The following is a 24,462-nucleotide window of genomic DNA, read 5'->3' as shown; positions in this document are numbered from 1 at the left end:
CGGTTCGGTGTTTTCCGGCCCGGGTAGGGGACGGCCCGTCCGTCCCCGCCCCCACCGGAGGCCCCCGTGCCCGACATGAACGGCCCCTACAAGCCCGGCACCCCGTGCTGGATCGACCTGATGGCCCCCGACCAGCAGGCGGCCCTCGACTTCTACTGCGGCCTGTTCGGCTGGCAGGGCGAGATCGGCCCGCCCGAGCAGGGCGGGTACTCCGTGTGCACCCTCAAGGGCAAGCCGGTCGCCGGGATCATGAAGGCGATGAACCCGGACGGCAGCATCCCCGACCCGCTGCCGCCGACCGTGTGGACGACGTACCTGTCCACCGACGGCATCGACTCCACCGTCAAGTCCCTCACCGACGCGCGCGGTGAGGTCCTCATGGGCCCGATGGAGGTCATGGACCTCGGCAGGATGGCCGTGGCCGCCGACCCGACCGGCGCCGTCTTCGGCCTGTGGGAGCCGGGCACCTTCGACGGCGCGGGCATCGTCAACGAGCACGGGGCGCTGATCTGGAGCGAGCTGAGCACCGGTGACACCGATGCCGCCGCCGCGTTCTACTCGGCCATCCTGCCGGTCACCACGGCGCCCAGCGAGATGGAAGGCGGCCCGGACTACACGGAGTTCAAGGTCGCCGGCCGCTCCGTGGCCGGGATGATGGGCCTCGACAACCTGCCGCCCGGCACGCCCCCGAACTGGCTGCCGTACTTCCACGCGGACGACGTGGACGGCATCCAGGCCAAAGCCGCCGAGGCCGGAGCGCAGGTCCTCATGCCCGCGTTCGACATGGTGGCCGGCCGGATGGCCGTCCTGGCCGATCCGCAGGGCGCGGTGTTCGCGGTGATCAAGGCGAAGGCCCCGGAGCAGCCCGCCTGATCCCTGCCGGGGTCAGCGGAACTCGCACCACACCACCTTGCCCGGCGCCCGGGGCAGCACGCCCCAGGCGTCGGCGAGGGCCGCCACGATCGTCAGCCCCAGCCCGGCCGGGCGCCGCTCCGCCATCCGCGAGAGCCCGGGCCCGCTGTCGTGCACCTCGACCCGGACGGTCGCGTCCTCGAAGACCAGCAGCCGCACCCGGTAGCCCCGGCCTGGGGGAACCCCGTGCCGCAGGGCGTTCGTGGCCAGCTCGCTCACGCAGAGCAACATGTCGTGCTTGCGGGATGTCACACCCCACACGTCAAACGTCTCTCCGGCGAAGTGCCTGGCCGCAGCCACGGTTTGGCGTGAGCGGGGGTAGAAGCGGTCCCGCATCAGGGCGGGTTGAGTATTCACGTTCACGGGGTGATCGTCGCGTTACGTGACTAGCGTGGATCAGTAGGCCAACCCGTACCCGCTACCAGTACGGGTTGGTACGGGTACTTGGCGGGCGCAGGTGGGGAGTTCACGTTCATGCCACCAAGGAAGCGGGCACGGCCCAACGCGACAGCAATGAAGATGGTCGGCGAGCAGCTGGCTGTCTGCCGCGTCGCGACAGGATTGACGCAGAAGGAGCTCGGCAAGCGCGTCGGCCTCCAGGAGGAGAGCATCGCCTCCATCGAGCAGGGCAGGCGGCCCTTGATGCCGGATGTGGCTGAGTTGATGGACCAGATCCTGGGGTTGCCCGGCGTTCTGACCGTTGCCGCGCACAAGATGCCGCATATCGACGTGATCCCTGCCTGGGCAGAGCCGCTGATCAACCTGGAGCAGAAGGCCGCCGCCTTGTCCTCATACGAAAACCAGGTCATCCCGGGTCTGCTCCAGACCAAGGCGTACACCCAGGCCGTCTTCCACAGCCGCGTCCCGCTGTACGCCGACAGCGAGATCGCGGACCAGACGGCCGCACGCATCGACCGCCAGTCCACGTTGCGGCGCGAGAAGCCGATGCTGGCCAGCTTCGTGATCTGGGAGCCCGTACTCACCTGCCCGCTCGGCGGCCGGGAAGTCCTCGACGAGCAGCTCCGGTACCTGCTGTCCTGTTCCGAACTGACGGGCGTGTCGATCCAGATTCTACCGTTGAACCGTGTCCGCCATCCGGCCTTGGACGGCCCGTTCGTCCTGCTGGAGACCCCGGACCACCAGCACATCGCGTACCTGGAAACGCACCGCGGCAGCCTGGTCGTCTCCGACCTCGACGAGGTCAGCATCCTCTCGCAGAAGTATGCAATGCTGCGAACACAGGCCCTCAACCCCGAGGAAACCAGGGACCTGTTGAAACGGCTGCTAGGAGATCCATGAGCACCGAACTCACGTGGTTCAAGTCCAGCTACAGCGGCAGCGAGGGCGGCAACTGCCTGGAGGTCGCGGCGGGCAGGGACACCGTCCACGTCCGTGACTCCAAGGTCACCGATGGCCCGACCCTGGCCCTGGCCCCCGCCGCCTGGGCCGATCTCACGGCGTGGGCCGGCTCCGCGAGCTGATCAGCTCCGCCAGGCCGTCCAGGATCCGGCCCAGCCCGAACGCGAACTGGAAATCCGGCTCGTCGGACCCGGTGAACGCGTCGGAGTCCAGCAGCCGCGTCACGGCCGGGTGGGTGTCCGGGCCGGTCATCAGGCGGAGCGTGCGCAGGTACTGGGACATCGCCACGTCCGGTGAGACGCCGGACTTCACCATGGCGTCCATCATGTCCGCGGCCATGGTGGCCTCGTTCCGCACGAGCCCGCCGATCAGGATGATCGTCGAGATCTTCTCGCCCTCGTCCAGCCCGGTGTCGGCCAGCGCCGCGAGCCCGCGTTCCATCCAGGCGAGCTGGTTGGGGCTGACCGGGGCCGCGGTGAGCGGGATGCGCAGGATCCAGGTGTTGGCCATCAGGACGGCCCGCTGCGCGTACGCCCACTCCGACAGCAGCTCCCGCCAGGTCCGCCCCTCCCCGCCGGCCGCCTCCGGGGGCGCGCCGACACCCGCGTCCGCCATCAGGATGTAGAGCTCTTCCTTCGCCGTGACGTACCGGTAGAGGGACATCGTCGAGACGCCCAGCTCCTTGGCCACCCGGCCCATGGAGACGGCGTCCATCCCCTCCCCCGCGGCGAGCGCGACGGCCGCGTCCACGATCCGCGTGAGGGTGAGCGTGGGGCGGGGTCCCTTGCCGGGGCGTTCGCGCAGGCCCCAGGCCATCTCGAGGCTCGCCGGGAGCCCGGTGTCGCCCACCGGTTCCTTCGCCATCGCCGCCGTCACCTCCCTCGTAAGCCGTTGACCCACATCCTAGTTCTGTGTATTACTTACACAGAAGAGCGTAACCCCTACGCAGAAGGGAGCGTGGTCCCCGATGACCACGAACGACCTCGGTATCCACGCCATCGGCCTGACCAAGTCCTACGGGGGCCTGCGCGTCCTCGACGGCATCGACCTGGCCGTCCCGCGCGGCAGCGTCCTGGCCCTGCTCGGTCCCAACGGCGCCGGCAAGACCACCACCGTCCGGCTGCTGGCCACCCTCACCGCCCCCGACTCCGGAACGGCCCGCGTCGCCGGGCACGACGTCGCCTCCGAACGCTCCCGGGTGCGCGAACGCATCAGCCTGACCGGGCAGTTCGCGGCCGTGGACGACCTCCAGACCGGCGCCGAGATGCTCCGCATGATGGGACGCCTGGCCGGGCTCTCCGCACGCGACTCCCGTGCCCGCGCCGTCGAGCTGCTGGACCGGTTCGGACTGGCCGAGGCCGCCGGGCGCACCGCGAAGACCTACTCGGGCGGCATGCGCCGCCGCCTCGACCTCGCCGCCGGGCTCGTCTCCCGGCCCGAGGTGATCTTCCTGGACGAGCCGACCACCGGGCTGGACCCGCGCAGCCGCCAGGACCTGTGGGACCTCGTACGGGAACTGCGCGCCGACGGCACGACCGTGCTGCTGACCACGCAGTACCTGGAGGAGGCCGACCGGCTCGCCGACCGCGTGGCCGTTCTCGCCGACGGGCGGATCGCCGCCGAGGGGACGCCCGCCGCGCTCAAGTCCCGCGTCGCGGGCCACCGCCTCGACCTGACGATGGCCACCCGGGCCGCCTACGAGGCGCTCGCCGCGCGGGCCGTCCACCTCGCCCCGGACGAGCTCACCCTCGGCCTGCCCACCGACGGCAGCGCCGCGCACGTCCGGGCGCTGCTCGACGAACTCGACCCGGACCGCACCGCGGTGGACCGCTTCACGGTCCGCGGCGCCACCCTCGACGACGTGTTCCTCACCCTGACCGGAGCCGCCACGTGAACACCTCCGCCCTCACCCTCGCCGGCCGCAGCGTACGCATCAGCCGCCGCCAACCGGACGCGCTGATCACCGCCCTGATGCTGCCGGTCATGCTGATGCTGATCTTCGTCTACTTCTTCGGCGGGGCCATCGACACCGGGACGCGGTACGTGACGTACGTGGTCCCGGGAGCCATGCTGCTGTGCGCGGGCTTCGGCGCGGCGAGCACCGCCGTCAGCGTCGCCGACGACATGAAGAACGGCGTCATCGACCGCTTCCGGTCCCGCAACGTCGGCGGCATCCCGATCCTGGCCGGCCACGTGACGGCCTCGGTCCTGCGCAACCTGGTGTCCACCACCCTGGTGCTGGCCGTCGCGCTGGCCATCGGCTTCCGCCCGCAGGCCTCCGCGCCCGCCTACCTGGCCGCGGCGGCGCTCCTCGTCGCCTACATCACGGCGATCTCCTGGCTGGCCGCGACGCTCGGCCTGCTCGCGAAGTCCCCCGAGGCGGCGGGCGGGTTCACCTTCCTGATGATGTTCCTGCCCTACCCGTCCAGCGCGTTCGTGCCCATCGACACCATGCCCGCCTGGCTCCACGGCTTCGCCGACCACCAGCCGCTGACCCCGGTGATCGAGTCCCTGCGCGCCCTGCTCCTGGACCAGCCCGCGGGCAACGCCCCCTGGGTGGCCCTGACCTGGTGCGCGGCGATCGCGGCCGGGTCCGTGGCGCTGGCGGCCGTCCTCTTCGACCGACGGACCCGCTGACGGGCTCCGGAGGGAGCCGCCGGCGGGCCGACGGCCGCCGCACCGCTGCCGTAGCGCTCAGCGGTTGAGCGGGTAGGAATGCCGGCCCGTCGCCTCGTCGATCTCGGCGTGGGCCTTCTGCAGCATCTGCGACGCGAGATCCATGAGCGCGCGAGCACCCGCGATCTCTTCCCCGACCCTGAGCTGCTCCGGGTCGGAGGGGTGGCGCATGGCATAGCCGTGCGCCCTGATCTCGGAGCCGTCCCCGAGCCTGACCAGAGCCGCCGCACTGGTGCGGTGGCCCTCCTCGGTGAATCCGAGCTCCACATGCCACCCGACGAGCGTGGCCATGGTGCATCACCTCCAGGGGCTCACCCTTCCCTCCAGGGTGCGCCCGGGGCATGCCCCGCGCGAGCGGGGCGTCACGCCCTCAGCGGGCGTCGCGCAGCCAGCCCGCGACCTCCGTCGCCCAGTACGTCAGGATCGTGTCCGCGCCCGCGCGCTTGATGCCCAGCAGGGTCTCCAGGATGGCGCGGTCGCGCTCGATCCAGCCCTTCTCCGCGGCCGCCTCGATCATCGCGAACTCGCCGCTGATCTGGTATGCCGCCACCGGGACGTCCACCGACTGGGCCACCCGGTACAGGATGTCCAGGTAGGGGCCGGCCGGCTTGACCATCACCATGTCGGCGCCCTCCTCCAGGTCGAGCGCCAGCTCCCGCAGGGACTCCCGTGCGTTCGCCGGGTCCTGCTGGTACGTCTTGCGGTCGCCCCGGAGGGAGGAGGCGACGGCCTCGCGGAAGGGGCCGTAGAAGGCGGAGGTGTACTTCGCCGTGTAGGCCAGGATCGAGACGTCCTCGTGGCCGGTCTCGTCCAGCGCGTCGCGGACGACCCCGACCTGACCGTCCATCATGCCGCTCGGGCCCACCACGTGGACGCCCGCGTCGGCCTGGACCTGCGCCATCTCCGCGTACCGCTCCAGCGTCGCGTCGTTGTCGACCCGGCCGGCCTCGTCCAGGACCCCGCAGTGGCCGTGGTCGGTGTACTCGTCCAGGCACAGGTCCGACATGATCACCAGGTCGTCGCCGACCTCCGCCTTCACGTCCCGGATCGCGACCTGCAGGATCCCGTCCGGCTCGGTGCCCGCCGTGCCCAGCGCGTCCTTGTTCTCGTCCGCCGGCACACCGAACAGCATGATCCCCGCGACCCCGGCCTCCACGGCCTCCACGGCGGCCTTGCGCAGCGTGTCCCGCGTGTGCTGGACCACGCCCGGCATCGCCGAGATCGCCAGGGGCTCGCTGATGCCCTCGCGCACGAACGCCGGGAGGATCAGGTCCGAGGGGTGCAGCCGGTTCTCCGCGACCATCCGCCGCATCGCCGGGGTCGTGCGCAGCCGGCGGGGCCGCGAGCCGGGGAAGGATCCGTACGCGCTCATCTTCAGTCGCCTCTTCGAGCTTCGACAGCAGTCGGGACCAAGCGTAGAGCCCTCCCCGGGCGGGAGCCGCGCGGCCCGGGGCCGACGGCCCCGGCCCCTCAGAACCTCGGCTCAGGCGACTGCGCCGCGCACAGCTCCGCCGCCTCCTCGTGCGTCTCGACCGCCGGCGGCGAGCCTTCGAGGGGCAGGCGGGCGGTCTCCTTCATGCACGCCACCGCGACGAGGCCGACCAGGGCCGCGCCCATCGCGTAGTAGGCGGGCATCAGGTTCGAGCCGCTCCAGCCGATCAGGGCGGTGATCACCAGCGGAGTCGTCCCGCCGAAGATCGACGCCGACAGGTTGTAGCCCACGGACAGCGAGCCGTAGCGGACCTGGGTGGGGAAGAGCGCCGGGAGCGCGGCCGACATCGTGCCGAGCATGCAGACCAGCGAGAGCCCCAGCATCAGCATCCCGGCGGTGATCGCCGGGATGCCGCCCTGACGGATCAGCAGGAACGCCGGCAGGGAGAGCACGAGGAACCCCGCCATGCCCGCCATCAGCACCGGCTTGCGGCCGAAGCGGTCGGAGAGCGCGCCGACCCGGCTGATGAGGAGCATCAGGAAGACCATCACCGCGAGCAGGATGAGCAGGCCGTGGGTCTCGCTGTAGCCGAGCTCGTCGGAGAGGTAGGTCGGCATGTACGACAGCAGCATGTAGTCGGTGATGTTGTACGCGCCGACCAGGCAGATGCACAGGATCAGCGTCGGCCACTGCTCGCGGAAGATCCGCGCGAGGTCGCCCTTGCCGGACGTCTCCACGCCGTCGGCGGCCTCGGTGGCCCGGGCGGCCCCGCCGTCGAGCTTCCGGAAGGCCGGGGTCTCGTCCAGCCGCAGCCGCAGGTAGAGGCCCACCAGGCCGAGCGGACCGGCGACCAGGAAGGGGACGCGCCAGCCCCAGGTCTCCATCTGCGCGTCGTCGAGCACCGCGTACAGCGCGGTCACGAGCCCGGCCGCGCCCACGTAGCCGGCCAGCGTGCCGAATTCGAGGAAGCTGCCGAAGAACCCCCGGCGCCGGTCGGGCGCGTACTCGGCGATGAAGGTGGAGGCGCCGCCGTACTCACCGCCGGTCGAGAAGCCCTGGAGCATCCGGAAGAGGATCAGCAGGGCCGGGGCCCACAGGCCGATCGCGCCGTGCGAGGGGATCAGGCCGATGGCAAACGTGCCCACCGCCATCAGGATCATGGTGAGGGCCAGCACCTTCTTGCGGCCCAGCCGGTCCCCCAGCGGCCCGAAGAACATCCCGCCGAGCGGCCGCACCAGGAAGGCCACGGCGAACGTCGCGAACGAGGACAGCAGCTGGGTGGTCTCGTTCCCCGACGGGAAGAAGACGTGCCCGAGGGTGACGGCCAGGTAGGAGTAGATGCCGAAGTCGAACCACTCCATGGCGTTGCCCAGCGAGGCCGCCTTCACCGCGCGCTTGACCGCGCGGTCGTCCGTGACGGTGATGTCCGTCCGGCGCAGCCGCGGGCTCTGGCGCTGTCTGATCGCCCGGAAGAGCCCGGGATGGCGCTTCACCGCTTCGGGATCGGCCGTCTGCTGGGGTCGGGGGGCCGCCATGGACGGTCCTTTCCTCGGAGGTGTTCCAGCCCTCCCGTCTGCGCGATCACGGCGGTCCCAAACGGGCCGAAGGGCCCGGTGCGACGTGGATCACACACGGAAGGGCCCGGGTGCGCACCGCACCCGGGCCCTTCCCTCCTCCTGCGCTAAGCCGCTCACGTCGTACGACGACGCCGCGCCCCCGGCCTCCGCTCGCTCGGCCGGAACACCGTCTCGCCGGCCTCCTTGGCCGCCTCGCGGCGCGCCGCGCCGTACTCGGCCAGCGCCTCCGCCAGCTTCGACACCGACGGCTCCGGCGACAGCACGTCCACGCGCAGCCCGTGCTCCTCCGCGGTCTTGGCCGTCGCCGGCCCGATACACGCGATGACGGTCACGTTGTGCGGCTTGCCCGCGATCCCGACCAGGTTGCGGACCGTGGACGAGGACGTGAAGAGCACGGCGTCGAAACCGCCGCCCTTGATCGCCTCACGCGTGTCCGCCGGCGGCGGCGAGGCGCGCACCGTGCGGTAGGCGGTGACGTCGTCGACCTCCCAGCCGAGCTCGATCAGCCCGGCGACCAGCGTCTCGGTCGCGATGTCGGCCCGCGGCAGGAACACCCGGTCGATCGGGTCGAAGACCGGGTCGTACGGAGGCCAGTCCTCCAGCAGCCCGGCCGCGGACTGCTCCCCGCTCGGCACCAGGTCCGGCTTCACACCGAACTCCACCAGCGCGGCAGCGGTCTGCTCGCCCACCGCGGCGACCTTGATCCCCGCGAAGGCCCGCGCGTCGAGCCCGTACTCCTCGAACTTCTCGCGCACCGCCTTCACGGCGTTGACCGAGGTAAAGGCGATCCACTCGTAGCGGCCCGTCACCAGGCCCTTCACGGCCCGCTCCATCTGCTGCGGGGTCCGCGGCGGCTCCACGGCGATCGTCGGCACCTCGTGCGGCACCGCGCCGTACGAACGCAGCTGGTCGGAGAGCGAGGCGGCCTGCTCCTTCGTGCGCGGTACGAGCACCCGCCAGCCGAACAGCGGCTTCGACTCGAACCAGGCCAGCTCCTCGCGCCGCGCGGCGGCGCTGTGCTCACCGACCACGGCTATGACCGGCCGGGCGCCCTCGGGCGAGGGGAGCACCTTGCCCTGCTTGAACACCTGGGCGATGGTGCCCAGCGTCGCGGACCAGGTCCGCTGGCGCGTGGTCGTGCCGGCGACGGTCACCGTCAGCGGGGTGTCGGGCTTGCGCCCGGCGCCCACCAGCTCGGCGGCGGCACTCGACACGGTCTCCAGGGTCGCGGAGACGACGAGGATGCCGTCGCTCGCCCCCACCTCGCTCCAGCAGCGCGCCGACGCGTTCTTCGCGTCCACGAACCGCACGTCCGCGCCCTGCTTGTCACTGAGCGGCACACCGGCGTACGCGGGCACGCCGACGGCGGTCGCGACGCCCGGCACCACCTCGAAGGGGATGCCGGCGGTGGCGCAGACGAGCATCTCCTCGGCCGCGTTGCCGTCGAGACCGGGGTCGCCGGTGACGGCACGCACGACCCGCCTGCCGGACCGTGCGGCCTCCATGACAAGATTGGCGGCGTCGCGGATCACCGGGACCCCGGCGGCCGCTGACACTTCGTCAGCGATCGTCAGCTGCGGCGTGTCGACACCCGCGCGCGCATGCGTCCGTACGACGTCGAGCACCTCGGGCTCCGCGATCAGTACGTCCGCGGCGGCGAGTGCCTCGACGGCGCGCAGCGTCAGCAGACCCGGGTCGCCGGGGCCGGCACCGAGGAAGGTGACGTGTCCGTGGGCGGCGAGTGCCGGAAAAGCGGAGGTGGTCGGACTTGAGGGGTTCAAAGCGATCGCTCCCCCATCAGACCGGCCGCGCCCTTGGCCAGCATCTCGTCCGCGAGTTCGCGGCCGAGAGACATGGCCTCGTCGTACGACTGGGGCACGGGACCGGTGGTGGACAGCTGCACCAGCGTCGAGCCGTCGAGGGTTCCGACGACGCCGCGCAGGCGCATTTCATTGACAGTCTGTCCGTCGGCCAGAAGGTCGGCGAACGCGCCCACGGGTGCGCTGCAGCCGGCCTCCAGGGCGGCGAGCAGGGAACGCTCGGCGGTCACGGCGGCCCGGGTGTGCGGGTCGTCGAGTTCACCGAGCGCGGCGATGAGGTCCGCGTCGGACGCGAGGCACTCCACGGCCAGGGCCCCCTGGCCGGGAGCGGGCAGCACGTGGTCGACCGACAGCAGGTCGGTGGCCTCGTCGCTGCGCCCGATCCGGTTCAGGCCGGCGGCGGCGAGCACGACGGCGTCGAGCTCCCCGTCCCGTACGAATCCGATGCGGGTGTCGACGTTCCCGCGGATCGGCACGGTCTCGATGCGCTTGCCGAGCGAGCGGGCGTAGTGGTTCAGCTGGGCGGTCCGCCGCGGCGAACCGGTGCCGATCCGCGCCCCGTCGGGCAGCTGCTCGAAGGTCAGGCCGTCCCGGGCGACGAGCGCGTCCCGCGCGTCCTCGCGCAGCGGCATGGCCGCGATCACGAGGTCGTCGGGCTGCGCGGTCGGCAGGTCCTTCAGCGAGTGCACGGCGAAGTCGACCTCGCGGCGCAGCAGCGCGTCGCGCAGGGCCGTGACGAACACGCCGGTCCCGCCGATCTGCGCGAGGTGCTCGCGCGAGACGTCGCCGTACGTCGTGATCTCCACGAGCTCGACGGGCCGGCCGGTGATCGCCCGTACCGCCTCGGCGACGTGGCCCGACTGGGACATGGCCAGCTTGCTCCGCCGCGTACCGAGCCGCAGCGGCTGGTCGGGACGTGTGTTCATGATGCCCGTCCTGGGTCGTCGTCGTTCAGGGGATCGGCCGCGTCTGCCCGGCTGACGGAAGCCACCGTCTGGGGGTCGAGGTCGAAGAGTTCGCGCAGCGCCTCGGCGTACCCGGCGCCGCCGGGCTCGCTCGCGAGCTGCTTCACGCGCACGGTCGGCGCGTGCAGGAGCTTGTCGACGACACGGCGCACGGTCTGGGTGACCTCGGCCCGCTGCCGTTCGTCGAGATCGGGCACCCGCCCGTCGAGCCGCGCCACTTCCATGGCCACGACCTCGGCGGCCATGGCGCGCAGGGCGACGACGGTGGGCGTGATGTGCGCGGCCCGCTGGGCCGCGCCGAAGGCCGCCACCTCACCGGCGACTATCGTGCGCACGGCGTCGACGTCGGCGGCCATCGGGGCGTCCGCGGACGCCTCGGCGAGGCTCTCGATGTCGACCAGCCGCACCCCGGGGATCCGGTGCACGGCGGCGTCGATGTCCCGGGGCATGGCCAGGTCCAGCAGCGCCAGCCGGGCGCCGCTCGCGCCGTCGGCCTGCGTACGGGTACTGCGCCGGGGCTGGCGCTGCGCGGTGGCCTCGCCCTGGTCGGCCCAGGTCCCGTGCAGCTCGAGCGAGCCGGCGTCGACCCCGGCCAGCGCGGCCCGCCCGTCGGGCCCCACGGGGCACCCGTCGGGTTCGACGGCGCTGATGGTCCGCGCGGCCCCGGCATCGGTGAGCCGGCCGCCGCCCTGAGCGGCAGCGGCGAGCCGCGCCACCACCGCGCGATCGAGCCCCGCCGGCACGCCCCGCGCGCCAGCGCCGGCGTCAGCCGAATCCAGCCCCGCCGGCACGCCCGGCGCGGGAACGGCGGCGTCAGCCGAACCCAGCCCCACCGGCACACCCCGCGCGCCAGCGGCGGCGTCAGCCGAATCCAGCCCCGCCGGCGTTTGAGGCGCGGGGTCCGGGGCGGAGCCCCGGGACACGGCGGCGAGCACATCGTCGGCGGTCAGCACGAGCCCCGTCGCACCCGTGCACGAGACGACCAGGTCGACTCGTGTCAGCTCATCCGCGACCAGAGCCATCGGCACCGCGGCCGCCTTCACCCCGGTGCCCGAGGCAACCAGAATCTCGGCCAGCCGCTCCGCCCGCTCGGCGGTCCGGTTGGCGACCACGATCTCGGCGACGCCGACCCGCGCCAGCGTGGCCGCGGCCAGCGAGGACATCGACCCGGCGCCGATCACCAGCGCCCGCTTCCCGGCGGCCCACTCCCCCACCGGGAGGTGCACCGCGAGCTGCTCGAGCCCGAAGGTGACCAGCGACTGCCCGGCCCGGTCGATCCCGGTCTCGGAGTGCGCCCGCTTGCCGACCCGCAGCGCCTGCTGGAACAAGTCGTTGATCAGCCGCCCGGCGGTGTGCAGCTCCTGCCCCAGCGCCAGCGCGTCCTTGATCTGGCCGAGGATCTGCCCCTCGCCCACGACCATCGAGTCCAGCCCGCACGCCACCGAGAACAGGTGGTGCACCGCCCGGTCCTCGTAGTGCACGTACAGGTACGGAGTGAGCTCTTCCAGAGCCACCCCGCTGTGCTGTGCCAGCAGCGTGGACAGCTCGGCGACACCGGCGTGGAACTTGTCCACGTCCGCGTACAGCTCGATGCGGTTGCACGTGGCGAGCACCGCGGCCTCCGTCGCCGGCTCGGCGGCGAGGGTGTCGTGCAGCAGCTTGACCTTGGCGTCCGCGGACAGCGAGGCACGCTCCAGCACGCTCACGGGCGCGCTGCGGTGGCTCAGCCCTACGACGAGCAGACTCATGCCGGCATCACCGCCGGCACGTCGCCCTCGGGCCCACCCTTGCGCGCCTCGGCGGCGGCGCGGCCGGCCGGCGGCACCACGGCCGCGGCGGGGGCGGCGCCACCCGTGGAGGAGCCGCCCTCGGCAGCCGCGGCGGCTGCTTCCTCGCCGGCCTTGCGCTGCTCGTGGAACGCGAGGATCTGAAGCTCGATCGAGAGGTCCACCTTGCGCACGTCCACGCCGTCGGGCACGGAGAGCACGGTCGGGGCGAAGTTCAGGATGGAGGTGACACCGGCGGCGATCAGCCGCTCGCTGACCTGCTGCGCCGCACCGGCCGGCGTCGCGATGACGCCGATCGAGACCCCGTTCTCCTCGATGATCTTCTCCAGCTCATCGGTGTGCTGGACGGGGATCCCGGCCACCGGCTTGCCGGCCATCGCGGGGTCGGCGTCGATCAGCGCGGCGACGCGGAAGCCGCGGGAGGCGAACCCGCCGTAATTGGCGAGGGCCGCGCCCAGGTTGCCGATGCCGACGATGACGACCGGCCAGTCCTGGGTGAGCCCGAGTTCACGGGAGATCTGGTAGACGAGGTATTCCACGTCGTAGCCCACGCCGCGCGTGCCGTAGGACCCCAGGTACGAGAAGTCCTTGCGCAGCTTCGCGGAGTTGACTCCGGCCGCGGCCGCGAGCTCCTCGGAGGACACCGTGGGCACCGATCGCTCGGAGAGCGCGGTGAGGGCGCGCAAGTACAGCGGAAGCCGGGCGACAGTGGCCTCGGGAATACCTCGGCTGCGGGTCGCCGGTCGGTGAGTTCGGCCAGTTGCCACGATGCTCCTGCGGGATGAGCGGGGCTGCAGGCGGCCACTTGTCCCAGGACCGCCCCGTCGACAGCAGGCTATGCCTTTGTGAACGCGTGCACAAAGATTGTGTCCAATTTGTCCGACCAAAGTGACCGGGGTCACGCGCCATCGGCATGGAAGAGCGGAACCAACGGCACGCCGAACCCGTTCAAATCCCAAGGGGGGCAAAACCGTACACACTCCTCACAGATACGCCCCCGAGACCCCACAAATCGCCCATGATGGTAACCGGGATGAGGGTCAGCCCTCCAATGCCCGCCGCAGCCGGTCCGGGTTCACCCTCCAGAAGGTGTGCTGCTCGCCGTCCACCAGCACCACCGGAATCTGCTCCCAGTACAGCCGGTAGAGCTCCTCGTCCTGCGAGATGTCCTTCTTCTCCCACCGCGCACCGGTCTCCGCGCAGATCTTCTCGACGACCTCCTGTGCGTCGTCGCACAGGTGGCACCCCGGCTTCCCGATCAGCGTCACCAGCCGGTCGGCCGGACGCTTCTTCTCCTTGCGTCGCAACAAAGGGCTCATGGCCCCATTCTCCCGAAGTGTTAACGCCTCCGTTTCCCATCGGTTCGAGAACTCCCGAACACAGTGGCTATGCTCGCCGCATGGCCGCTCTCGGATGGCTCACCCCCCGTAGACACTCCGCAAGCGCGCGGAGCGTGCTGGCAGGCGAGGCCTCGGCCGAGGCCGCCCGGAAGACCGCGCTGGCCGAAGCCCCGCACGTCACGGAACCCGACCTCGACCTCGACACCGACTTCGACGTCCTCCTGGAAGAAGGGGAGGAGGCGGAGTTCCCCGTCGCGGGCGACGACCTCGCCGCCGCCTTCTTCGACCTCGACAACACCGTCATGCAGGGCGCCGCGATCTTCCACTTCGGCCGCGGCCTGTACAAGCGCGAGTTCTTCCGCCGCCGCGAGCTCGCCCGCTTCGCCTGGCAGCAGGCCTGGTTCCGGCTCGCGGGCGTCGAGGACCCCGAGCACATGCAGGACGCCCGCGACAGCGCCCTGTCCATCGTCAAGGGCCACAAGGTCTCCGAACTGATGGCCATCGGCGAGGAGATCTACGACGAGTACATGGCCGAGCGGATCTGGCCGGGCACCCGCGCCCTGGCCCAGGCGCACCTCGACGCCGGCCAGAAGGTGTGGCTGGTCACCGCCGCGCCCGTCGAGACGGCCACGATCATCGCCCGCCGGCTCGGCCTGACCGGCGCGCTGGGCACGGTCGCCGAGTCGGTCGACGGGATCTACACCGGCCGCCTGGTCGGCGAGCCCCTGCACGGCCCCGCCAAGGCGGAGGCGGTCCGCGCCCTGGCCTCCGCCGAGGGCCTCGACCTCGAACGCTGCGCCGCCTACAGCGATTCGCACAACGACATCCCGATGCTGTCGCTGGTCGGGCATCCGTACGCGATCAATCCCGACACAAAACTGCGCAAGCATGCCCGCACCAACGACTGGCGGCTGCGCGACTATCGGACCGGCCGCAAGGCCGTGAAGGTCGGCGTCCCGGCGGCCGCCGGAGTCGGCGCGATCGCAGGCGGCGCGGCCGCCGCCATCGCCCTGCACCGCCGCCGGAGGTAGCGGCGCGCCGGCCCGCCGCCCGGGCCGGAACCCGCACCGGTCCAGGGCCCGCACCGGTGCCGGCGCCACAGCCCCCGCCGCCCGCACGCCCTTCCCGCTCCGGCCCGCGGCCGACCGGGCATTCCCCCAGCCCTACCCCCGGACCGGACCCGGCACTCCGACCTGCCCGACTCGGTCGCGAGCCCCCATGGAAGCGTCCATTCCGCGCACCCAAGTGATCACCAACCGATCACCAACTGCGACTGAATATGCCCTCGACACGCAACGGAAGTGTCGGAACCGGTGATTTGTGCAACTGGGTGTAGCGCTGCCTGTACGAAGCGTTATTCTCCTCAAACGCATGCCACCGGCCATCTGTCGCCACGACGGGTGAACGGTCCCGCACTGCACGTGATGGAAGCTCTGCCTCTGGGAGTCCCGTGTACCCACCTGTCGGGGTTGACGCCTCGGGCCTGGCTACGCTGCGCGCAACGGTCCTCGACCACCTGCGCGGCTTCGTCCCCACCGCGTACGCCGTCCCCGCCTTCGCCGCCGCGGTCCCTGCCGGCCTCGGCCCGGCCGGTCCTTGCTATGCCCTGACCGACGGCGGAGCGACGGTGGGCAGACGAGGCCGCGCGGCCGGGGGCTCGAACGGCACCGCCGGCGCGAGCACCCAGACCACCCCCCGCCGCCCCACCGCGGACAGCGACCAGGCCCGCATGATGGACCTGGTCGAACGCGCCCAGGCCGGGGAGGCCGAGGCCTTCGGCCGCCTCTACGACCAGTACAGCGACACGGTCTACCGCTACATCTACTACCGCGTCGGCGGGAAGGCGACGGCGGAGGACCTCACCAGCGAGACCTTCCTGCGCGCCCTGCGCAGGATCTCCACCTTCACCTGGCAGGGCCGCGACTTCGGCGCCTGGCTCGTGACGATCGCCCGCAACCTGGTGGCCGACCACTTCAAGTCCAGCCGCTTCCGGCTGGAGGTCACCACCGGCGAGATGCTCGACGCCAACGAGGTCGAGCGCAGTCCCGAGGACTCCGTCCTGGAGTCCCTCTCCAACGCGGCCCTGCTGGAGGCCGTACGGAAACTCAATCCGCAGCAGCAGGAGTGCGTGACCCTGCGCTTCCTGCAAGGCCTGTCGGTCGCCGAGACGGCCCGGGTCATGGGGAAGAACGAGGGAGCCATCAAAACGCTCCAGTACCGGGCGGTGCGCACGCTGGCGCGCCTCCTCCCGGACGACGCCCGCTGATCCCCTTCACACAACAACACGAACTCACATACATCCGGTGACCCCTCGATGACGCTGTGGTCCGATCATCCTTCGTCCGTAACCCAAGTGCCGCGACGCTCGTTGTGCGGAATGCAGACCCCCTGTGGACACGCCCTGACCGAAGCCGCTCACTCGAAAGTGTGGATGTGCTCAAGGAAGGCAACCTTCCGGACACCCTGGGGAGTCGATCGTCATGACGAGAGGAGGTGCCGCCAGTGATCGCGAACGTGACTCCGCACCGGCGGGCGAACGCCTTCGCCCAGGCCCTGGAGGATCGGACCCCGTCCGACCTTTCGGAACCGGACCCGGCGGCCGAGCAGTCCGAGGCACCTGCCGAACCTGCCGACCACGACCGGCTGTTGGCCCTGGCGAGCGTGCTCGGCGAACGAATGCCGCGCCCAGTGCTGGACCCAGAGGTCAAAGTGGTGCAGCGAGCCCAGCTCGTTGCCGCCATGGAGGCCATGGTGCTGGAGGAGAGGGCCGGGGGCGGTGCCGCCTCGGACCCTCAGGTGCCCGAACAGCGGACCGGCCGCGGCGCCCACCGGGCGACCTCGCTCCGGAAAATGCGGCCCCGCTCCCGCTGGTCCAAGGGCATCGCAGCAGGCGGCCTCACCGTAGGTGTGGCCGCGGGGGCCTTCAGCGGTGTGGCCGCTGCCAGTTCCGACGCCCTGCCGGGTGACCACCTCTATCCCGTGAAGCGGGGCATGGAGGACCTGAAGCTCGGGATGGCCGACGGCGATTCGGACCGGGGCGAGCTCTATCTCGACCAGGCCTCGAACCGCCTCTCGGAGGCCCGCAGGCTGATGGAGCGCGGCCGGGGCGGAAGCGTGCTGGACCACGAGGTCCTGGGCGAGATCCGGCGGGCACTGGCGGGGGTGAAGCACGACGCGGAAGAGGGCCACCGGCTCCTCCAGGCGGCGTACGAACGCAACGGCGAGCTCGGCCCGATCCAGGCGCTGTCCTCGTTCTCCCGCTCCCACCGGGACGCCTGGGGCAAGCTGAAGGAGAAGCTCCCCGCGCAGCTCACGGACGTGGGAGGCGAAGTGGAGTCGGTCTTCCAGGCCATAGACGAAGACGTGGCGCCGCTGCAGGGCCTGCTCCCCAAGCCACCCGAGCAGACCCGCGGCTCCGGCTCCTCCGGCACCCCGGCCAAGCCGGGCACCCCGAGCGGCAAGCAGCAGTCCGCGCCGGCCGCCGGCACCCCGTCGGGCAGCAGCCCCGCGCCGACCCCCTCGGGCAGCAGCAGCAAGCCCGCGACCCCGGGCGGCGGCCTCCTGGGCGGCACGGGCGACCTGCTGAACCCGCCCGCGGGCCAGTCCGCGCCGCCCTCCCCGGGCGCCGCGGAACAGCCCAGGCCCGACATCACCCTCCCGCCCCTGCTCCCCGGCCTCCTGCCGGGCCTGGGCATCGACGCGGAGGACGCGGAATAGCGGAAGGGCGCGGGGCGGGACTGCGATCAGCAGCCCCGCCCCGCGCCGTTCAGCCGCGCCCAAGGGTCAGAAAAAGACGGACCTGCGCTGCACCAGCAGCTTGTACAGCGTGTGCTGGATCTGCTCCCGCACCTGGTCCGTCAGGTTGAACATCAGCATCGGATCGTCGGCCGCCTCCGCCGCGTACCCCGCGGTCGGGATCGGCTCGCCGAACTGGATCGTCCACTTCGTCGGCAACGGCACCGCCCCGAGCGGCCCCAGCCAGGGGAACGTCGGTGTGATCGGGAAGTACGGGATCCCCAGCAGCCGCGCCAGCGTCTTCGCGTTGCCGACCATCGGGTAGATCTCCTCGGCCCCCACGATCGAGCACGGCACGATCGGCGTCCCCGCACGCAGCGCCGTCGACACGAACCCGCCCCGCCCGAAGCGCTGCAGCTTGTACCGGTCCCCGAACGGCTTCCCTATCCCCTTGAAGCCCTCGGGCATCACCCCGACCAGCTCCCCGGCCTCCAGCAGCCGTTGGGCGTCCTCCGCACAGGCCAGCGTGTGGCCGGCCTTGCGGGCCAGCTCGTTGACCACCGGCAGCATGAACACCAGATCCGCCGCGAGCAGCCGCAGGTGCCGCTGCGCCGGGTGCCGGTCGTGCACGGCCACCTGCAGCATCAGCCCGTCCAGCGGCAGCGTCCCCGAGTGGTTCGCCACGATCAGCGCACCGCCCTGCGCCGGGATGTTCTCGATGCCCTTGACCTCGACCCGGAAGTACTTGTCGAACAACGGCCGCATCAGGGACATCAGGACCTGGTCCGTCAGCTCCTTGTCGTAGCCGAACTCGTCGACGTCGTACTCCCCGGTGACCCGCCGCCGAAGGAAGGCCAGCCCGCCGGCGATCCGCCGCTCCAGACCACCGCCCGCGGGCGCCGGCTCCGCCGCCTCGGCGGGCGCAGTGGGCTCGGTCTCCGGCTCGGGAGCGGACACCGCCCGCACCCTGCGGGGCGCCCGCCGGCGCGGCCGGTCCTCGTCGAACGGAATGACCTTGGCGTCCGCCACTATCGCTTCGCTCCTTCAACCGCGTCCACGTCGACATCCAGCCCGTCCACCTTCAGCACGGCCGCCATCCGGTCCACGGCCCGTGCCGCCCGCTCCGGAGGCAGCAGCCCGCCCCCGCGGCTCCGCGCGAAGTCCGCGAAGGTCTCGGCGGTCGTGTACACCGGCTCGAAGCCGAGCACGTCCCGCATCTGCGAGGTCTCCACGACCCGGCCGTGCGTGAGGAGCCTTATCTGCTCCGGGGAGAAGTCGGTGATTCCCACCGCCCGCAGCGCCGACCCCACCCACGTCACGGCGGGCAGCAGCAGCGGCAGCGTGGGCCGCCCCAGCCGCCGCGAGCACTGCGACAGCAGCAGTACGCCGTCGCCCGCGATGTTGAAGGTGCCGCTGTTCAGCGTCCCCCGCCGCGGCTCCTTCGCCGCCAGCCGCAGCACGTCCAGCACGTCGTCCTCGTGGACGAACTGCAACCGCGGGTCATAGCCCAGCACGGTCGGCATCACGGGGATCGAGAAGTACTCGGCGAGCGCCGAATCGGCGAAGGGGCCCAGGATGTTCGCGAACCGCAGCACGCACACCGCCACGTCCGGCCGCCGGCGCGCGAAGCCCCGTACGTACCCCTCGACCTCGGCGGCGTCCTTGGCGAACCCGCCCGCCGGCAGCGACTTCGGCTGCGTGGTCTCGGTGAAGACGGCCGGATCCCGCGAGGTGCCGCCGTACACACTGGTACTGGATTTCACCACGAGCCGCCGTACCGTCGGGGACTTCTGGCAGGCCCCGAGGAGCTGCATCGTCCCGATGACGTTCGTTTCCTTGACGGTGCTGTGCGCCCCGCCGGTCCCCACACTGCCTCCGGTGACCGCCAGGTGGACCACCGTGTCCACGGCGTGCTCGGCCAGCACGCGGGCGATCGCCGACTGCCTGATGTCCGTACGGACGAACTCGGCCGATCCGAGCCGGTGCGGCGGGGTCACCGCGTCGACCGCGATCACCCGCTCGACATCCGGGTCGCGCTGGATGCGGCGCACGAAGCGGCCCCCCAGCTGCCGGGCAGCCCCGGTGACCAGTACGACCTTCCCCACGAGCTCAGCGCCTCCCTCGAAGAAGTCCCCCGGCTGCACCGCAGCCCCTCCACCAGAATGGTGGAGGGGCTGCGGAGAACACGTACAGCTGCCGTTTACTTCTTGTTACGGCGCTGGACGCGGGTGCGCTTGAGCAGCTTGCGGTGCTTCTTCTTAGCCATCCGCTTGCGCCGCTTCTTGATAACAGAGCCCACGACTACCCTCGCTCACTTCTCTTCATTCGGTGCGGGGCGTCGGGGCCCACACGACCTACGTCGGCCTAGCCTACCGTCCCGAGCTCTGAGCTTGTAATCCGAGGGCATGCCGAGGTCAGTCTCAGGCCGACTCCACCCCCACATAGGACTCTCGGAGGTACTCGTGAACCGCGTTTTCGGGGACCCGGAAGGACCGGCCCACCCGGATTGCGGGCAGATGACCGTTGTGCACCAGGCGGTACACGGTCATCTTCGACACTCGCATCACCGAGGCAACCTCCGCCACGGTCAGGAACTGAACCTCGCTGAGAGGCCTCTCGCCAGCAGCCATGACACACCTTGACCTTCCGCGCATGACGGGCACCGGCTTCCCCTCCGGTTACTCCTCGTCGTCGCACGCTCACTCCCCAGAGTAGGGGCGCGTGATACGAGTGGGGAAGAGGAGCTACAGCCACTCCTGCCACCCCGACAGACTGGCCCGATTGAGCACATAGCGAGTAAGCGGCCGGTAGTAGTCCGCACGCACCGCGTCATCGATCGGAACGGCCACCGCGACCCGCCCCTCGGCCTCGCCGACGAACAGCGCCGGATCGTCCGTATCCGCCAGCCCGATCGCCTCCACACCCAGCTGACCAGCACCGCAGACCCAACCGTGGTCCCCCACGACCAACTCCGGCAACGGCCCTCCGGCCTCCGCCAAGGCCCCCAGCGCGAGCCGCACCGGCAGCGGCGAATGGGAGTGCGCGCCGGTGGCATTCCCCGGCGACCGCACGCCGGGCTCCCGCACCAGTGCGACCCCCCGTACGTAATCGATGCTGTACGTGCGTACGCCGAACCGGGTCGCCATGTCGACACTCACCCCCTGCGCCGGAGTGAGGACAACACAGCCCGCCGCCGACATCGCCTCGGCCAACCCGGCGTAGAAGCCCAGGAGCCGGTGCGGATGCCCCGTCCCGAACAGCACCGGCGAGCGCGCGCCGGCCGCCGCCCGCAGCCGCCCCGCGAAGGCCTCCAGCGCCGCCATCGTCCGCTCCGGATCGATCACGTCCGGCCCGCTGACGTGCGCCGGGTCCGCCGAGACACCGCACTTGTCCGCCATCAGCCTCAGCAGGTCACCCTCGCCCCACGACCACTCCGGATCCAGCCCGAGCAGCACCCGCGGATCGCCCGCCGCGAACAGCCGGTAACTGCGCAGGCTCTCCTCCCGGGACGTCGCGACGGGCCCGGCCAACCGGGCGGCCAGCAGATGCGCACGCAGCGCGCCGGAGCTCAACACCCTCCGATGCTGCCCCACCACACCTGGCGGATCATCAATTCCGGAGAACCGCCCCACAGTTGGCGTAACGATGCATCATCAGGTCAGCATGCCCCGCAGCGGGAAGACGGCCCGCCGGGTGGCGAGGACGGCCTGATCCGTGCGGTCCGCCGGGTCGTAGCCGGCGTCCCAATCCCGCCACTCCACGTCACGCCCGTCCGTCATCCGGGCCGGCGCCAACTGTCGCGTCCGCGCGTACACCTCGTCCCGCCACGAGGCCGGAACCGCCGCCGCCGGGTCGATCGGCCGGTGCGCCGCGATCGCCACCAGGTGCGTCCACGACCGCGGTACGACGTCCACCACCGCGTACCCGCCGCCGCCGAGCGCCAGCCACCGCCCGTCCGCGTACTCGTGCGCCAGCCGGTGGCAGGCCTCCTGTACGGCCCGCTGCGCGTCCAGGGAAACCGCCAGATGGGCCAGCGGGTCCTCGAAGTGCGTGTCCGCCCCGTGCTGGGTCACCAGCACCTGCGGCCGGAAGTCCGCCAGCAGCTCCGGCACGACTGCGTGGAAGGCCCGCAGCCATCCCGCGTCCCCGGTCCCGGCCGGCAGCGCCACGTTCACCGCCGAACCCTCGGCCTCGGCACCGCCGGTCTCCTCCGGCCAGCCGGTCTGCGGGAACAGGGTCCGCGGATGCTCGTGCAGGGAGACCGTCAGCACCCGCGGGTCGTCCCAGAAGGCCGCCTGCACACCGTCCCCGTGGTGCACGTCCACATCCACGTAGGCGACCCGCTCGGCCCCCAGCTCCAACAGCCGCGCGACGGCCAGCGCCGCGTCGTTGTACACGCAGAAGCCCGCCGCCCCGCCCGGCATGGCGTGGTGCAGCCCGCCCGCGAAGTTCACCGCGTGCTCGGCCTCGCCCCGCCAGACCGCTTCCGCGCCCGCCACGGACTGCCCGGCGATCAGCGCGGACGCCTCGTGCATCCCGTGGAACGCCGGATCGTCCATGGTCCCCAGCCCGTACGAGCCGTCGGCGACCCCGGGATCGGCGGACACCTCCCGCACCGCGGCGACGTAGTCCTCCCGGTGCACGAGCCTCAGCGTCGACTCCCCGGCCGCGCTGGCCGCCCGTACCTCCATGGCCCGGTCGAGCCCGAAGGCGCGCACCAGGCCCATGGTCAGCGCCAGGCGCACCGGATCCATCGGATGGCCGGGCCCGAAGTCATACTCCGTTACCGCCTCGTCCCACATCAACAGCCCGGTCACCGGCTCGCCGCTCATGCCCGACACCGTATCGGGCCTCCCCCGGTCCGAACGAGCGGGCGTAGAAGAGCGTGATCAGCACCAGGACCATCGGCACGAGCATGGCGCCCCGGTAGCTCCACGCGTCCCCGATCCCGCCCACGAGCGGCGAGCCGACCAGGAAGCCGACGTAGTTGAAGATGTTCAGCCGCGCTATCGCCGTGTCCGAGTTGCCGGGGAACAGCCTCCCGGCGGCCGCGAAGGTCTGCGGCACGATCACGCACAGCCCGAGCCCGAGCATCGTGAAGCCCAGCATCCCCACCCAGGGCCCCGGCGCCGCCGCCACGACGGCGAACCCGCCGGCCGCGACCACCGTCCCGCCCCGCACCACGGCCGCGGCCCCGAAGCGCCGCACGCCCAGGTCGCCCACGGCCCGTCCGATCAGGGTGGTGACCATGTAGACGTTGTAGGGGACGGTCGCCAGCTGCTCGGAGCTCCCGAGCACGTCCTGCAGGTACTTGGCACTCCAGTTCGCCACCGTCGAGTCCCCGATGTACGCGCACGCCATCACCAGGCACAGCGGCAGCAGCAGCTTGCCGCCGCCGGCACCGAGCCCCTTCTCCCGGACCTCCTCGAAGGGCGCGTCGACGTAGCTCCGGCTGCCCAGCAGGACCAGCGGCACCAGCACCGCCACGGCCGGCAGGTAGCTCAGGAACAGGTCCAGATGCCAGTGCGCCCCGGCCCACGCGGCCGACGCGCCGAGGATCCCCCCGAGACTGTAGGAGGCGTGGAAGCCCAGCATGATGCTGCGCCCGTACTCCCGCTGCAGGCTGACCCCGAGCATGTTCATCGAGGCGTCCAGCGCCCCCACCGCCAGCCCGAACACCCCCAGGGCCACCGCCACGTGCCACATCCGGCTGCCGGCTCCGACGCCGAGCAGCCCCAGCAGCACCAGGGGCTGCGCCCACCTCAGCACGGTGCTGGGTGCCACCCGCTTGACCAGGTGCTCGGTGGCCACGCTCGCGACCCCGGCGAGAACCGGCACGGCGGCCAGGAAGGCGGGCAGCAGCCCGTCGGATATCCCGTACCGGTCCTGGATGGCCGGGATCCGGGTCACGAGCAGCGCAAAGGCGACACCCTGCGCGAAGAAGCTGAGCCCGAGGGCACTGCGGCCGCGCCGCAGCCGCACATCAACCGTCATGGCGGGTCAGCGTAGGCCCCGGGGCTACCGGTGGGTAGAGCGATCACACGGGCAGTTGCAGGAGCCCCGGCAGTTGCTTCATGTCCCCGAAGTACGCGGTGGCCCCGGGCAGCCGCTCGGCGGGCAGCATCGCCGTGAACGCGAACACGTCCATCCCCGCGGCCGCGGCCGCCTGGATGCCCAGCGGGCTGTCCTCGACGACGACGCAGCGCGAGGGCTCCACGCCCATGGCACGGGCCGCGTGCAGGAAGAGGTCCGGCGCCGGCTTCCCCTGGCCCACGTCCTGGGAGCTGAAGATCCACTCCTCCTCGAACCACCCGTCGAGCCCGGCCACCCGGTGACCGACCCGGATCCGGTCGTGACTTCCGGAGGAGGCCAGGCAGTACCCGATCCCGTGCGCGGTCAGCTCCCCGAGCACCTCTTCCACTCCGGGCACCGGCCGCAGCTCCCGCTCGAACCCGGCGACGGTCCGCGTGTGCAGCGTCTCGTCGAAGTCATCCGGCAGCCGCTGCCCCGTCCGCTCGAGCACGAGGTCGTGCACGCGGTGCACGGCGGAACCCATGTAGTCGCGCAGCGAGTCCTCGTACGAGGTGGGGTGCCCGAGCTCGCTCAGGTATCCGGCGAGGATGGTGTTGGCGAGCGGCTCACTGTCCACCAGTACGCCGTCGTTGTCGAAGATGACGAGGTCATAGCCCATCCCCCAACCCTACGAGCCGTCAACCCGGATCCACCGGGACCCCATGCCGGGCATACGACGGATTCTGGCGCCGAACGCAGAAAAGCCCCGCACCGAGCCCGAAAGGGCTGGTGCGGGGCTTCCCGCAATGATTGTTCGGCGGCGTCCTACTCTCCCACAGGGTCCCCC

The 24,462-nt window shown here is 71.5% G+C and carries 26 protein-coding genes; 8 read left to right on the top strand and 18 right to left on the bottom strand.

Annotated features, from left to right (window positions below):
- Positions 1-75: 75 nt before the first annotated feature.
- Positions 76-873, top strand: coding sequence for a VOC family protein (locus tag AB0D66_RS28065; protein ID WP_362309317.1), 798 nt, complete (start codon positions 76-78; stop codon positions 871-873).
- 12 nt (positions 874-885) lie between these two features.
- On the opposite strand, the gene AB0D66_RS28060 is transcribed toward AB0D66_RS28065, so the two are convergent.
- A complete protein-coding gene (locus AB0D66_RS28060; RefSeq protein ID WP_362309314.1) occupies positions 886-1,248 on the bottom strand; it encodes an ATP-binding protein in 363 nt (120 codons plus the stop codon).
- 177 nt (positions 1,249-1,425) lie between these two features.
- Between AB0D66_RS28060 and AB0D66_RS28055 the strand changes: the two genes are divergently transcribed.
- Together AB0D66_RS28055 and AB0D66_RS28050 are read left to right on the top strand one after the other, a co-directional pair.
- A complete protein-coding gene (locus AB0D66_RS28055) occupies positions 1,426-2,211 on the top strand; it encodes a helix-turn-helix transcriptional regulator (protein ID WP_362309243.1) in 786 nt (261 codons plus the stop codon).
- Complete coding sequence (locus AB0D66_RS28050; protein WP_362309240.1) at positions 2,208-2,393, top strand: DUF397 domain-containing protein; 186 nt, start codon at positions 2,208-2,210, stop codon at positions 2,391-2,393. Before AB0D66_RS28055 ends, AB0D66_RS28050 begins: the two co-directional genes overlap by 4 nt.
- Here the strand turns inward: AB0D66_RS28050 and AB0D66_RS28045 are convergent.
- Complete coding sequence (locus AB0D66_RS28045; protein ID WP_362309237.1) at positions 2,365-3,135, bottom strand: TetR/AcrR family transcriptional regulator; 771 nt, start codon at positions 3,133-3,135, stop codon at positions 2,365-2,367. The two genes, AB0D66_RS28050 and AB0D66_RS28045, sit on opposite strands and share 29 nt — an antisense overlap.
- 103 nt (positions 3,136-3,238) lie before the next feature.
- Between AB0D66_RS28045 and AB0D66_RS28040 the strand changes: the two genes are divergently transcribed.
- Positions 3,239-4,165 carry an ATP-binding cassette domain-containing protein gene (locus AB0D66_RS28040; RefSeq protein WP_362309234.1) on the top strand — a complete coding sequence of 309 codons (927 nt, stop codon included), beginning with the start codon at positions 3,239-3,241 and terminating at the stop codon, positions 4,163-4,165.
- The gene (locus AB0D66_RS28035; RefSeq protein ID WP_362309231.1) at positions 4,162-4,908 is read left to right on the top strand and encodes an ABC transporter permease; all 747 of its coding nucleotides are present in this window, start codon (positions 4,162-4,164) and stop codon (positions 4,906-4,908) included. The genes AB0D66_RS28040 and AB0D66_RS28035 overlap by 4 nt, the downstream gene beginning before the upstream one ends.
- 57 nt (positions 4,909-4,965) lie before the next feature.
- On the opposite strand, the gene AB0D66_RS28030 is transcribed toward AB0D66_RS28035, so the two are convergent.
- From AB0D66_RS28030 to AB0D66_RS27995, 8 genes are all read right to left on the bottom strand, one after another.
- A complete protein-coding gene (locus tag AB0D66_RS28030; protein WP_362309228.1) occupies positions 4,966-5,238 on the bottom strand; it encodes a DUF1876 domain-containing protein in 273 nt (90 codons plus the stop codon).
- A gap of 79 nt (positions 5,239-5,317) precedes the next feature.
- On the bottom strand, positions 5,318-6,319 hold the full coding sequence (hemB, locus tag AB0D66_RS28025) for a porphobilinogen synthase (RefSeq protein WP_362309225.1): 1,002 nt from the start codon (positions 6,317-6,319) through the stop codon (positions 5,318-5,320).
- A 98-nt stretch (positions 6,320-6,417) separates the two neighbouring features.
- Positions 6,418-7,914 (bottom strand): glycine betaine/L-proline transporter ProP, encoded by a 1,497-nt coding sequence (gene proP / locus AB0D66_RS28020; protein ID WP_362309222.1) that lies wholly within the window; start codon positions 7,912-7,914, stop codon positions 6,418-6,420.
- A gap of 155 nt (positions 7,915-8,069) precedes the next feature.
- Positions 8,070-9,737: a bifunctional uroporphyrinogen-III C-methyltransferase/uroporphyrinogen-III synthase gene (locus tag AB0D66_RS28015; protein WP_361752531.1), complete on the bottom strand. Its 1,668-nt coding sequence runs from the start codon at positions 9,735-9,737 to the stop codon at positions 8,070-8,072.
- On the bottom strand, positions 9,734-10,702 hold the full coding sequence (gene hemC, locus AB0D66_RS28010; protein WP_362309219.1) for a hydroxymethylbilane synthase: 969 nt from the start codon (positions 10,700-10,702) through the stop codon (positions 9,734-9,736). Before hemC ends, AB0D66_RS28015 begins: the two co-directional genes overlap by 4 nt.
- Positions 10,699-12,489, bottom strand: coding sequence for a glutamyl-tRNA reductase (locus AB0D66_RS28005; RefSeq protein ID WP_362309216.1), 1,791 nt, complete (start codon positions 12,487-12,489; stop codon positions 10,699-10,701). The genes hemC and AB0D66_RS28005 overlap by 4 nt, the downstream gene beginning before the upstream one ends.
- Positions 12,486-13,295: a redox-sensing transcriptional repressor Rex gene (locus AB0D66_RS28000; protein ID WP_362309213.1), complete on the bottom strand. Its 810-nt coding sequence runs from the start codon at positions 13,293-13,295 to the stop codon at positions 12,486-12,488. Before AB0D66_RS28000 ends, AB0D66_RS28005 begins: the two co-directional genes overlap by 4 nt.
- A 273-nt stretch (positions 13,296-13,568) precedes the next feature.
- Entirely contained in the window at positions 13,569-13,847 is a 279-nt protein-coding gene (locus AB0D66_RS27995; RefSeq protein ID WP_362309210.1) for a glutaredoxin family protein, read from the bottom strand.
- Positions 13,848-13,927: 80 nt separating this feature from the next.
- Between AB0D66_RS27995 and AB0D66_RS27990 the strand changes: the two genes are divergently transcribed.
- The 3 genes from AB0D66_RS27990 (at position 13,928) to AB0D66_RS27980 (ending at position 17,585) form a co-directional block, all read left to right on the top strand.
- Positions 13,928-14,899, top strand: coding sequence for an HAD-IB family hydrolase (locus tag AB0D66_RS27990; RefSeq protein WP_362309207.1), 972 nt, complete (start codon positions 13,928-13,930; stop codon positions 14,897-14,899).
- A gap of 419 nt (positions 14,900-15,318) precedes the next feature.
- Positions 15,319-16,134, top strand: coding sequence for an ECF subfamily RNA polymerase sigma factor, BldN family (locus tag AB0D66_RS27985; protein WP_362309203.1), 816 nt, complete (start codon positions 15,319-15,321; stop codon positions 16,132-16,134).
- A gap of 236 nt (positions 16,135-16,370) precedes the next feature.
- Positions 16,371-17,585, top strand: coding sequence for a DUF5667 domain-containing protein (locus tag AB0D66_RS27980; RefSeq protein ID WP_362309200.1), 1,215 nt, complete (start codon positions 16,371-16,373; stop codon positions 17,583-17,585).
- A gap of 66 nt (positions 17,586-17,651) precedes the next feature.
- Here AB0D66_RS27980 and AB0D66_RS27975 read toward each other — a convergent pair whose 3' ends face one another.
- From AB0D66_RS27975 to AB0D66_RS27940, 8 genes are all read right to left on the bottom strand, one after another.
- Positions 17,652-18,632, bottom strand: a complete 981-nt coding sequence (locus tag AB0D66_RS27975; protein ID WP_362309197.1) for a lysophospholipid acyltransferase family protein — start codon at positions 18,630-18,632, stop codon at positions 17,652-17,654.
- Positions 18,632-19,708 carry an NAD-dependent epimerase/dehydratase family protein gene (locus AB0D66_RS27970; protein ID WP_362309194.1) on the bottom strand — a complete coding sequence of 359 codons (1,077 nt, stop codon included), beginning with the start codon at positions 19,706-19,708 and terminating at the stop codon, positions 18,632-18,634. The genes AB0D66_RS27975 and AB0D66_RS27970 overlap by 1 nt, the downstream gene beginning before the upstream one ends.
- 95 nt (positions 19,709-19,803) lie before the next feature.
- Complete coding sequence (locus tag AB0D66_RS27965; RefSeq protein WP_003948845.1) at positions 19,804-19,902, bottom strand: AURKAIP1/COX24 domain-containing protein; 99 nt, start codon at positions 19,900-19,902, stop codon at positions 19,804-19,806.
- Between the two features lie 121 nt (positions 19,903-20,023).
- A complete protein-coding gene (locus tag AB0D66_RS27960; RefSeq protein WP_008738568.1) occupies positions 20,024-20,233 on the bottom strand; it encodes a helix-turn-helix domain-containing protein in 210 nt (69 codons plus the stop codon).
- Positions 20,234-20,347: 114 nt separating this feature from the next.
- A complete protein-coding gene (locus tag AB0D66_RS27955) occupies positions 20,348-21,178 on the bottom strand; it encodes a phosphatase (RefSeq protein ID WP_362309190.1) in 831 nt (276 codons plus the stop codon).
- A 78-nt stretch (positions 21,179-21,256) separates the two neighbouring features.
- Complete coding sequence (locus tag AB0D66_RS27950) at positions 21,257-22,405, bottom strand: acetoin utilization protein AcuC (RefSeq protein ID WP_362309311.1); 1,149 nt, start codon at positions 22,403-22,405, stop codon at positions 21,257-21,259.
- Complete coding sequence (locus AB0D66_RS27945; RefSeq protein ID WP_362309186.1) at positions 22,377-23,597, bottom strand: MFS transporter; 1,221 nt, start codon at positions 23,595-23,597, stop codon at positions 22,377-22,379. Before AB0D66_RS27945 ends, AB0D66_RS27950 begins: the two co-directional genes overlap by 29 nt.
- A 43-nt stretch (positions 23,598-23,640) precedes the next feature.
- On the bottom strand, positions 23,641-24,294 hold the full coding sequence (locus AB0D66_RS27940; protein ID WP_362309183.1) for an HAD family hydrolase: 654 nt from the start codon (positions 24,292-24,294) through the stop codon (positions 23,641-23,643).
- Positions 24,295-24,462: the final 168 nt, after the last annotated feature.

This window comes from Streptomyces sp. NPDC048270 (assembly GCF_040652335.1).
In the GTDB taxonomy this organism is placed as follows: domain Bacteria; phylum Actinomycetota; class Actinomycetes; order Streptomycetales; family Streptomycetaceae; genus Streptomyces.
The sequence above is the reverse complement of the archived record's forward strand: the minus strand, read 5'-3'. Positions and strand labels throughout refer to the sequence as shown.

Bases quoted from the DNA above. Each gene is read 5' to 3' on its own strand.
- AB0D66_RS28040 (WP_362309234.1), top strand. From the start codon at position 3,239: ATGACCACGAACGACCTCGGTATCCACGCCATCGGCCTGACCAAGTCC.
- AB0D66_RS28005 (WP_362309216.1), bottom strand. From the start codon at position 12,489: ATGAGTCTGCTCGTCGTAGGGCTGAGCCACCGCAGCGCGCCCGTGAGC.
- hemC (WP_362309219.1), bottom strand. From the start codon at position 10,702: ATGAACACACGTCCCGACCAGCCGCTGCGGCTCGGTACGCGGCGGAGC.
- AB0D66_RS28050 (WP_362309240.1), top strand. From the start codon at position 2,208: ATGAGCACCGAACTCACGTGGTTCAAGTCCAGCTACAGCGGCAGCGAG.
- AB0D66_RS28065 (WP_362309317.1), top strand. From the start codon at position 76: ATGAACGGCCCCTACAAGCCCGGCACCCCGTGCTGGATCGACCTGATG.
- hemB (WP_362309225.1), bottom strand. From the start codon at position 6,319: ATGAGCGCGTACGGATCCTTCCCCGGCTCGCGGCCCCGCCGGCTGCGC.
- AB0D66_RS27945 (WP_362309186.1), bottom strand. From the start codon at position 23,597: ATGACGGTTGATGTGCGGCTGCGGCGCGGCCGCAGTGCCCTCGGGCTC.
- AB0D66_RS27950 (WP_362309311.1), bottom strand. From the start codon at position 22,405: ATGTGGGACGAGGCGGTAACGGAGTATGACTTCGGGCCCGGCCATCCG.
- AB0D66_RS27940 (WP_362309183.1), bottom strand. From the start codon at position 24,294: ATGGGCTATGACCTCGTCATCTTCGACAACGACGGCGTACTGGTGGAC.
- AB0D66_RS28045 (WP_362309237.1), bottom strand. From the start codon at position 3,135: ATGGCGAAGGAACCGGTGGGCGACACCGGGCTCCCGGCGAGCCTCGAG.
- AB0D66_RS28055 (WP_362309243.1), top strand. From the start codon at position 1,426: ATGAAGATGGTCGGCGAGCAGCTGGCTGTCTGCCGCGTCGCGACAGGA.
- AB0D66_RS27960 (WP_008738568.1), bottom strand. From the start codon at position 20,233: ATGGCTGCTGGCGAGAGGCCTCTCAGCGAGGTTCAGTTCCTGACCGTG.
- proP (WP_362309222.1), bottom strand. From the start codon at position 7,914: ATGGCGGCCCCCCGACCCCAGCAGACGGCCGATCCCGAAGCGGTGAAG.
- AB0D66_RS28030 (WP_362309228.1), bottom strand. From the start codon at position 5,238: ATGGCCACGCTCGTCGGGTGGCATGTGGAGCTCGGATTCACCGAGGAG.
- AB0D66_RS28060 (WP_362309314.1), bottom strand. From the start codon at position 1,248: ATGCGGGACCGCTTCTACCCCCGCTCACGCCAAACCGTGGCTGCGGCC.
- AB0D66_RS27990 (WP_362309207.1), top strand. From the start codon at position 13,928: ATGGCCGCTCTCGGATGGCTCACCCCCCGTAGACACTCCGCAAGCGCG.
- AB0D66_RS27995 (WP_362309210.1), bottom strand. From the start codon at position 13,847: ATGAGCCCTTTGTTGCGACGCAAGGAGAAGAAGCGTCCGGCCGACCGG.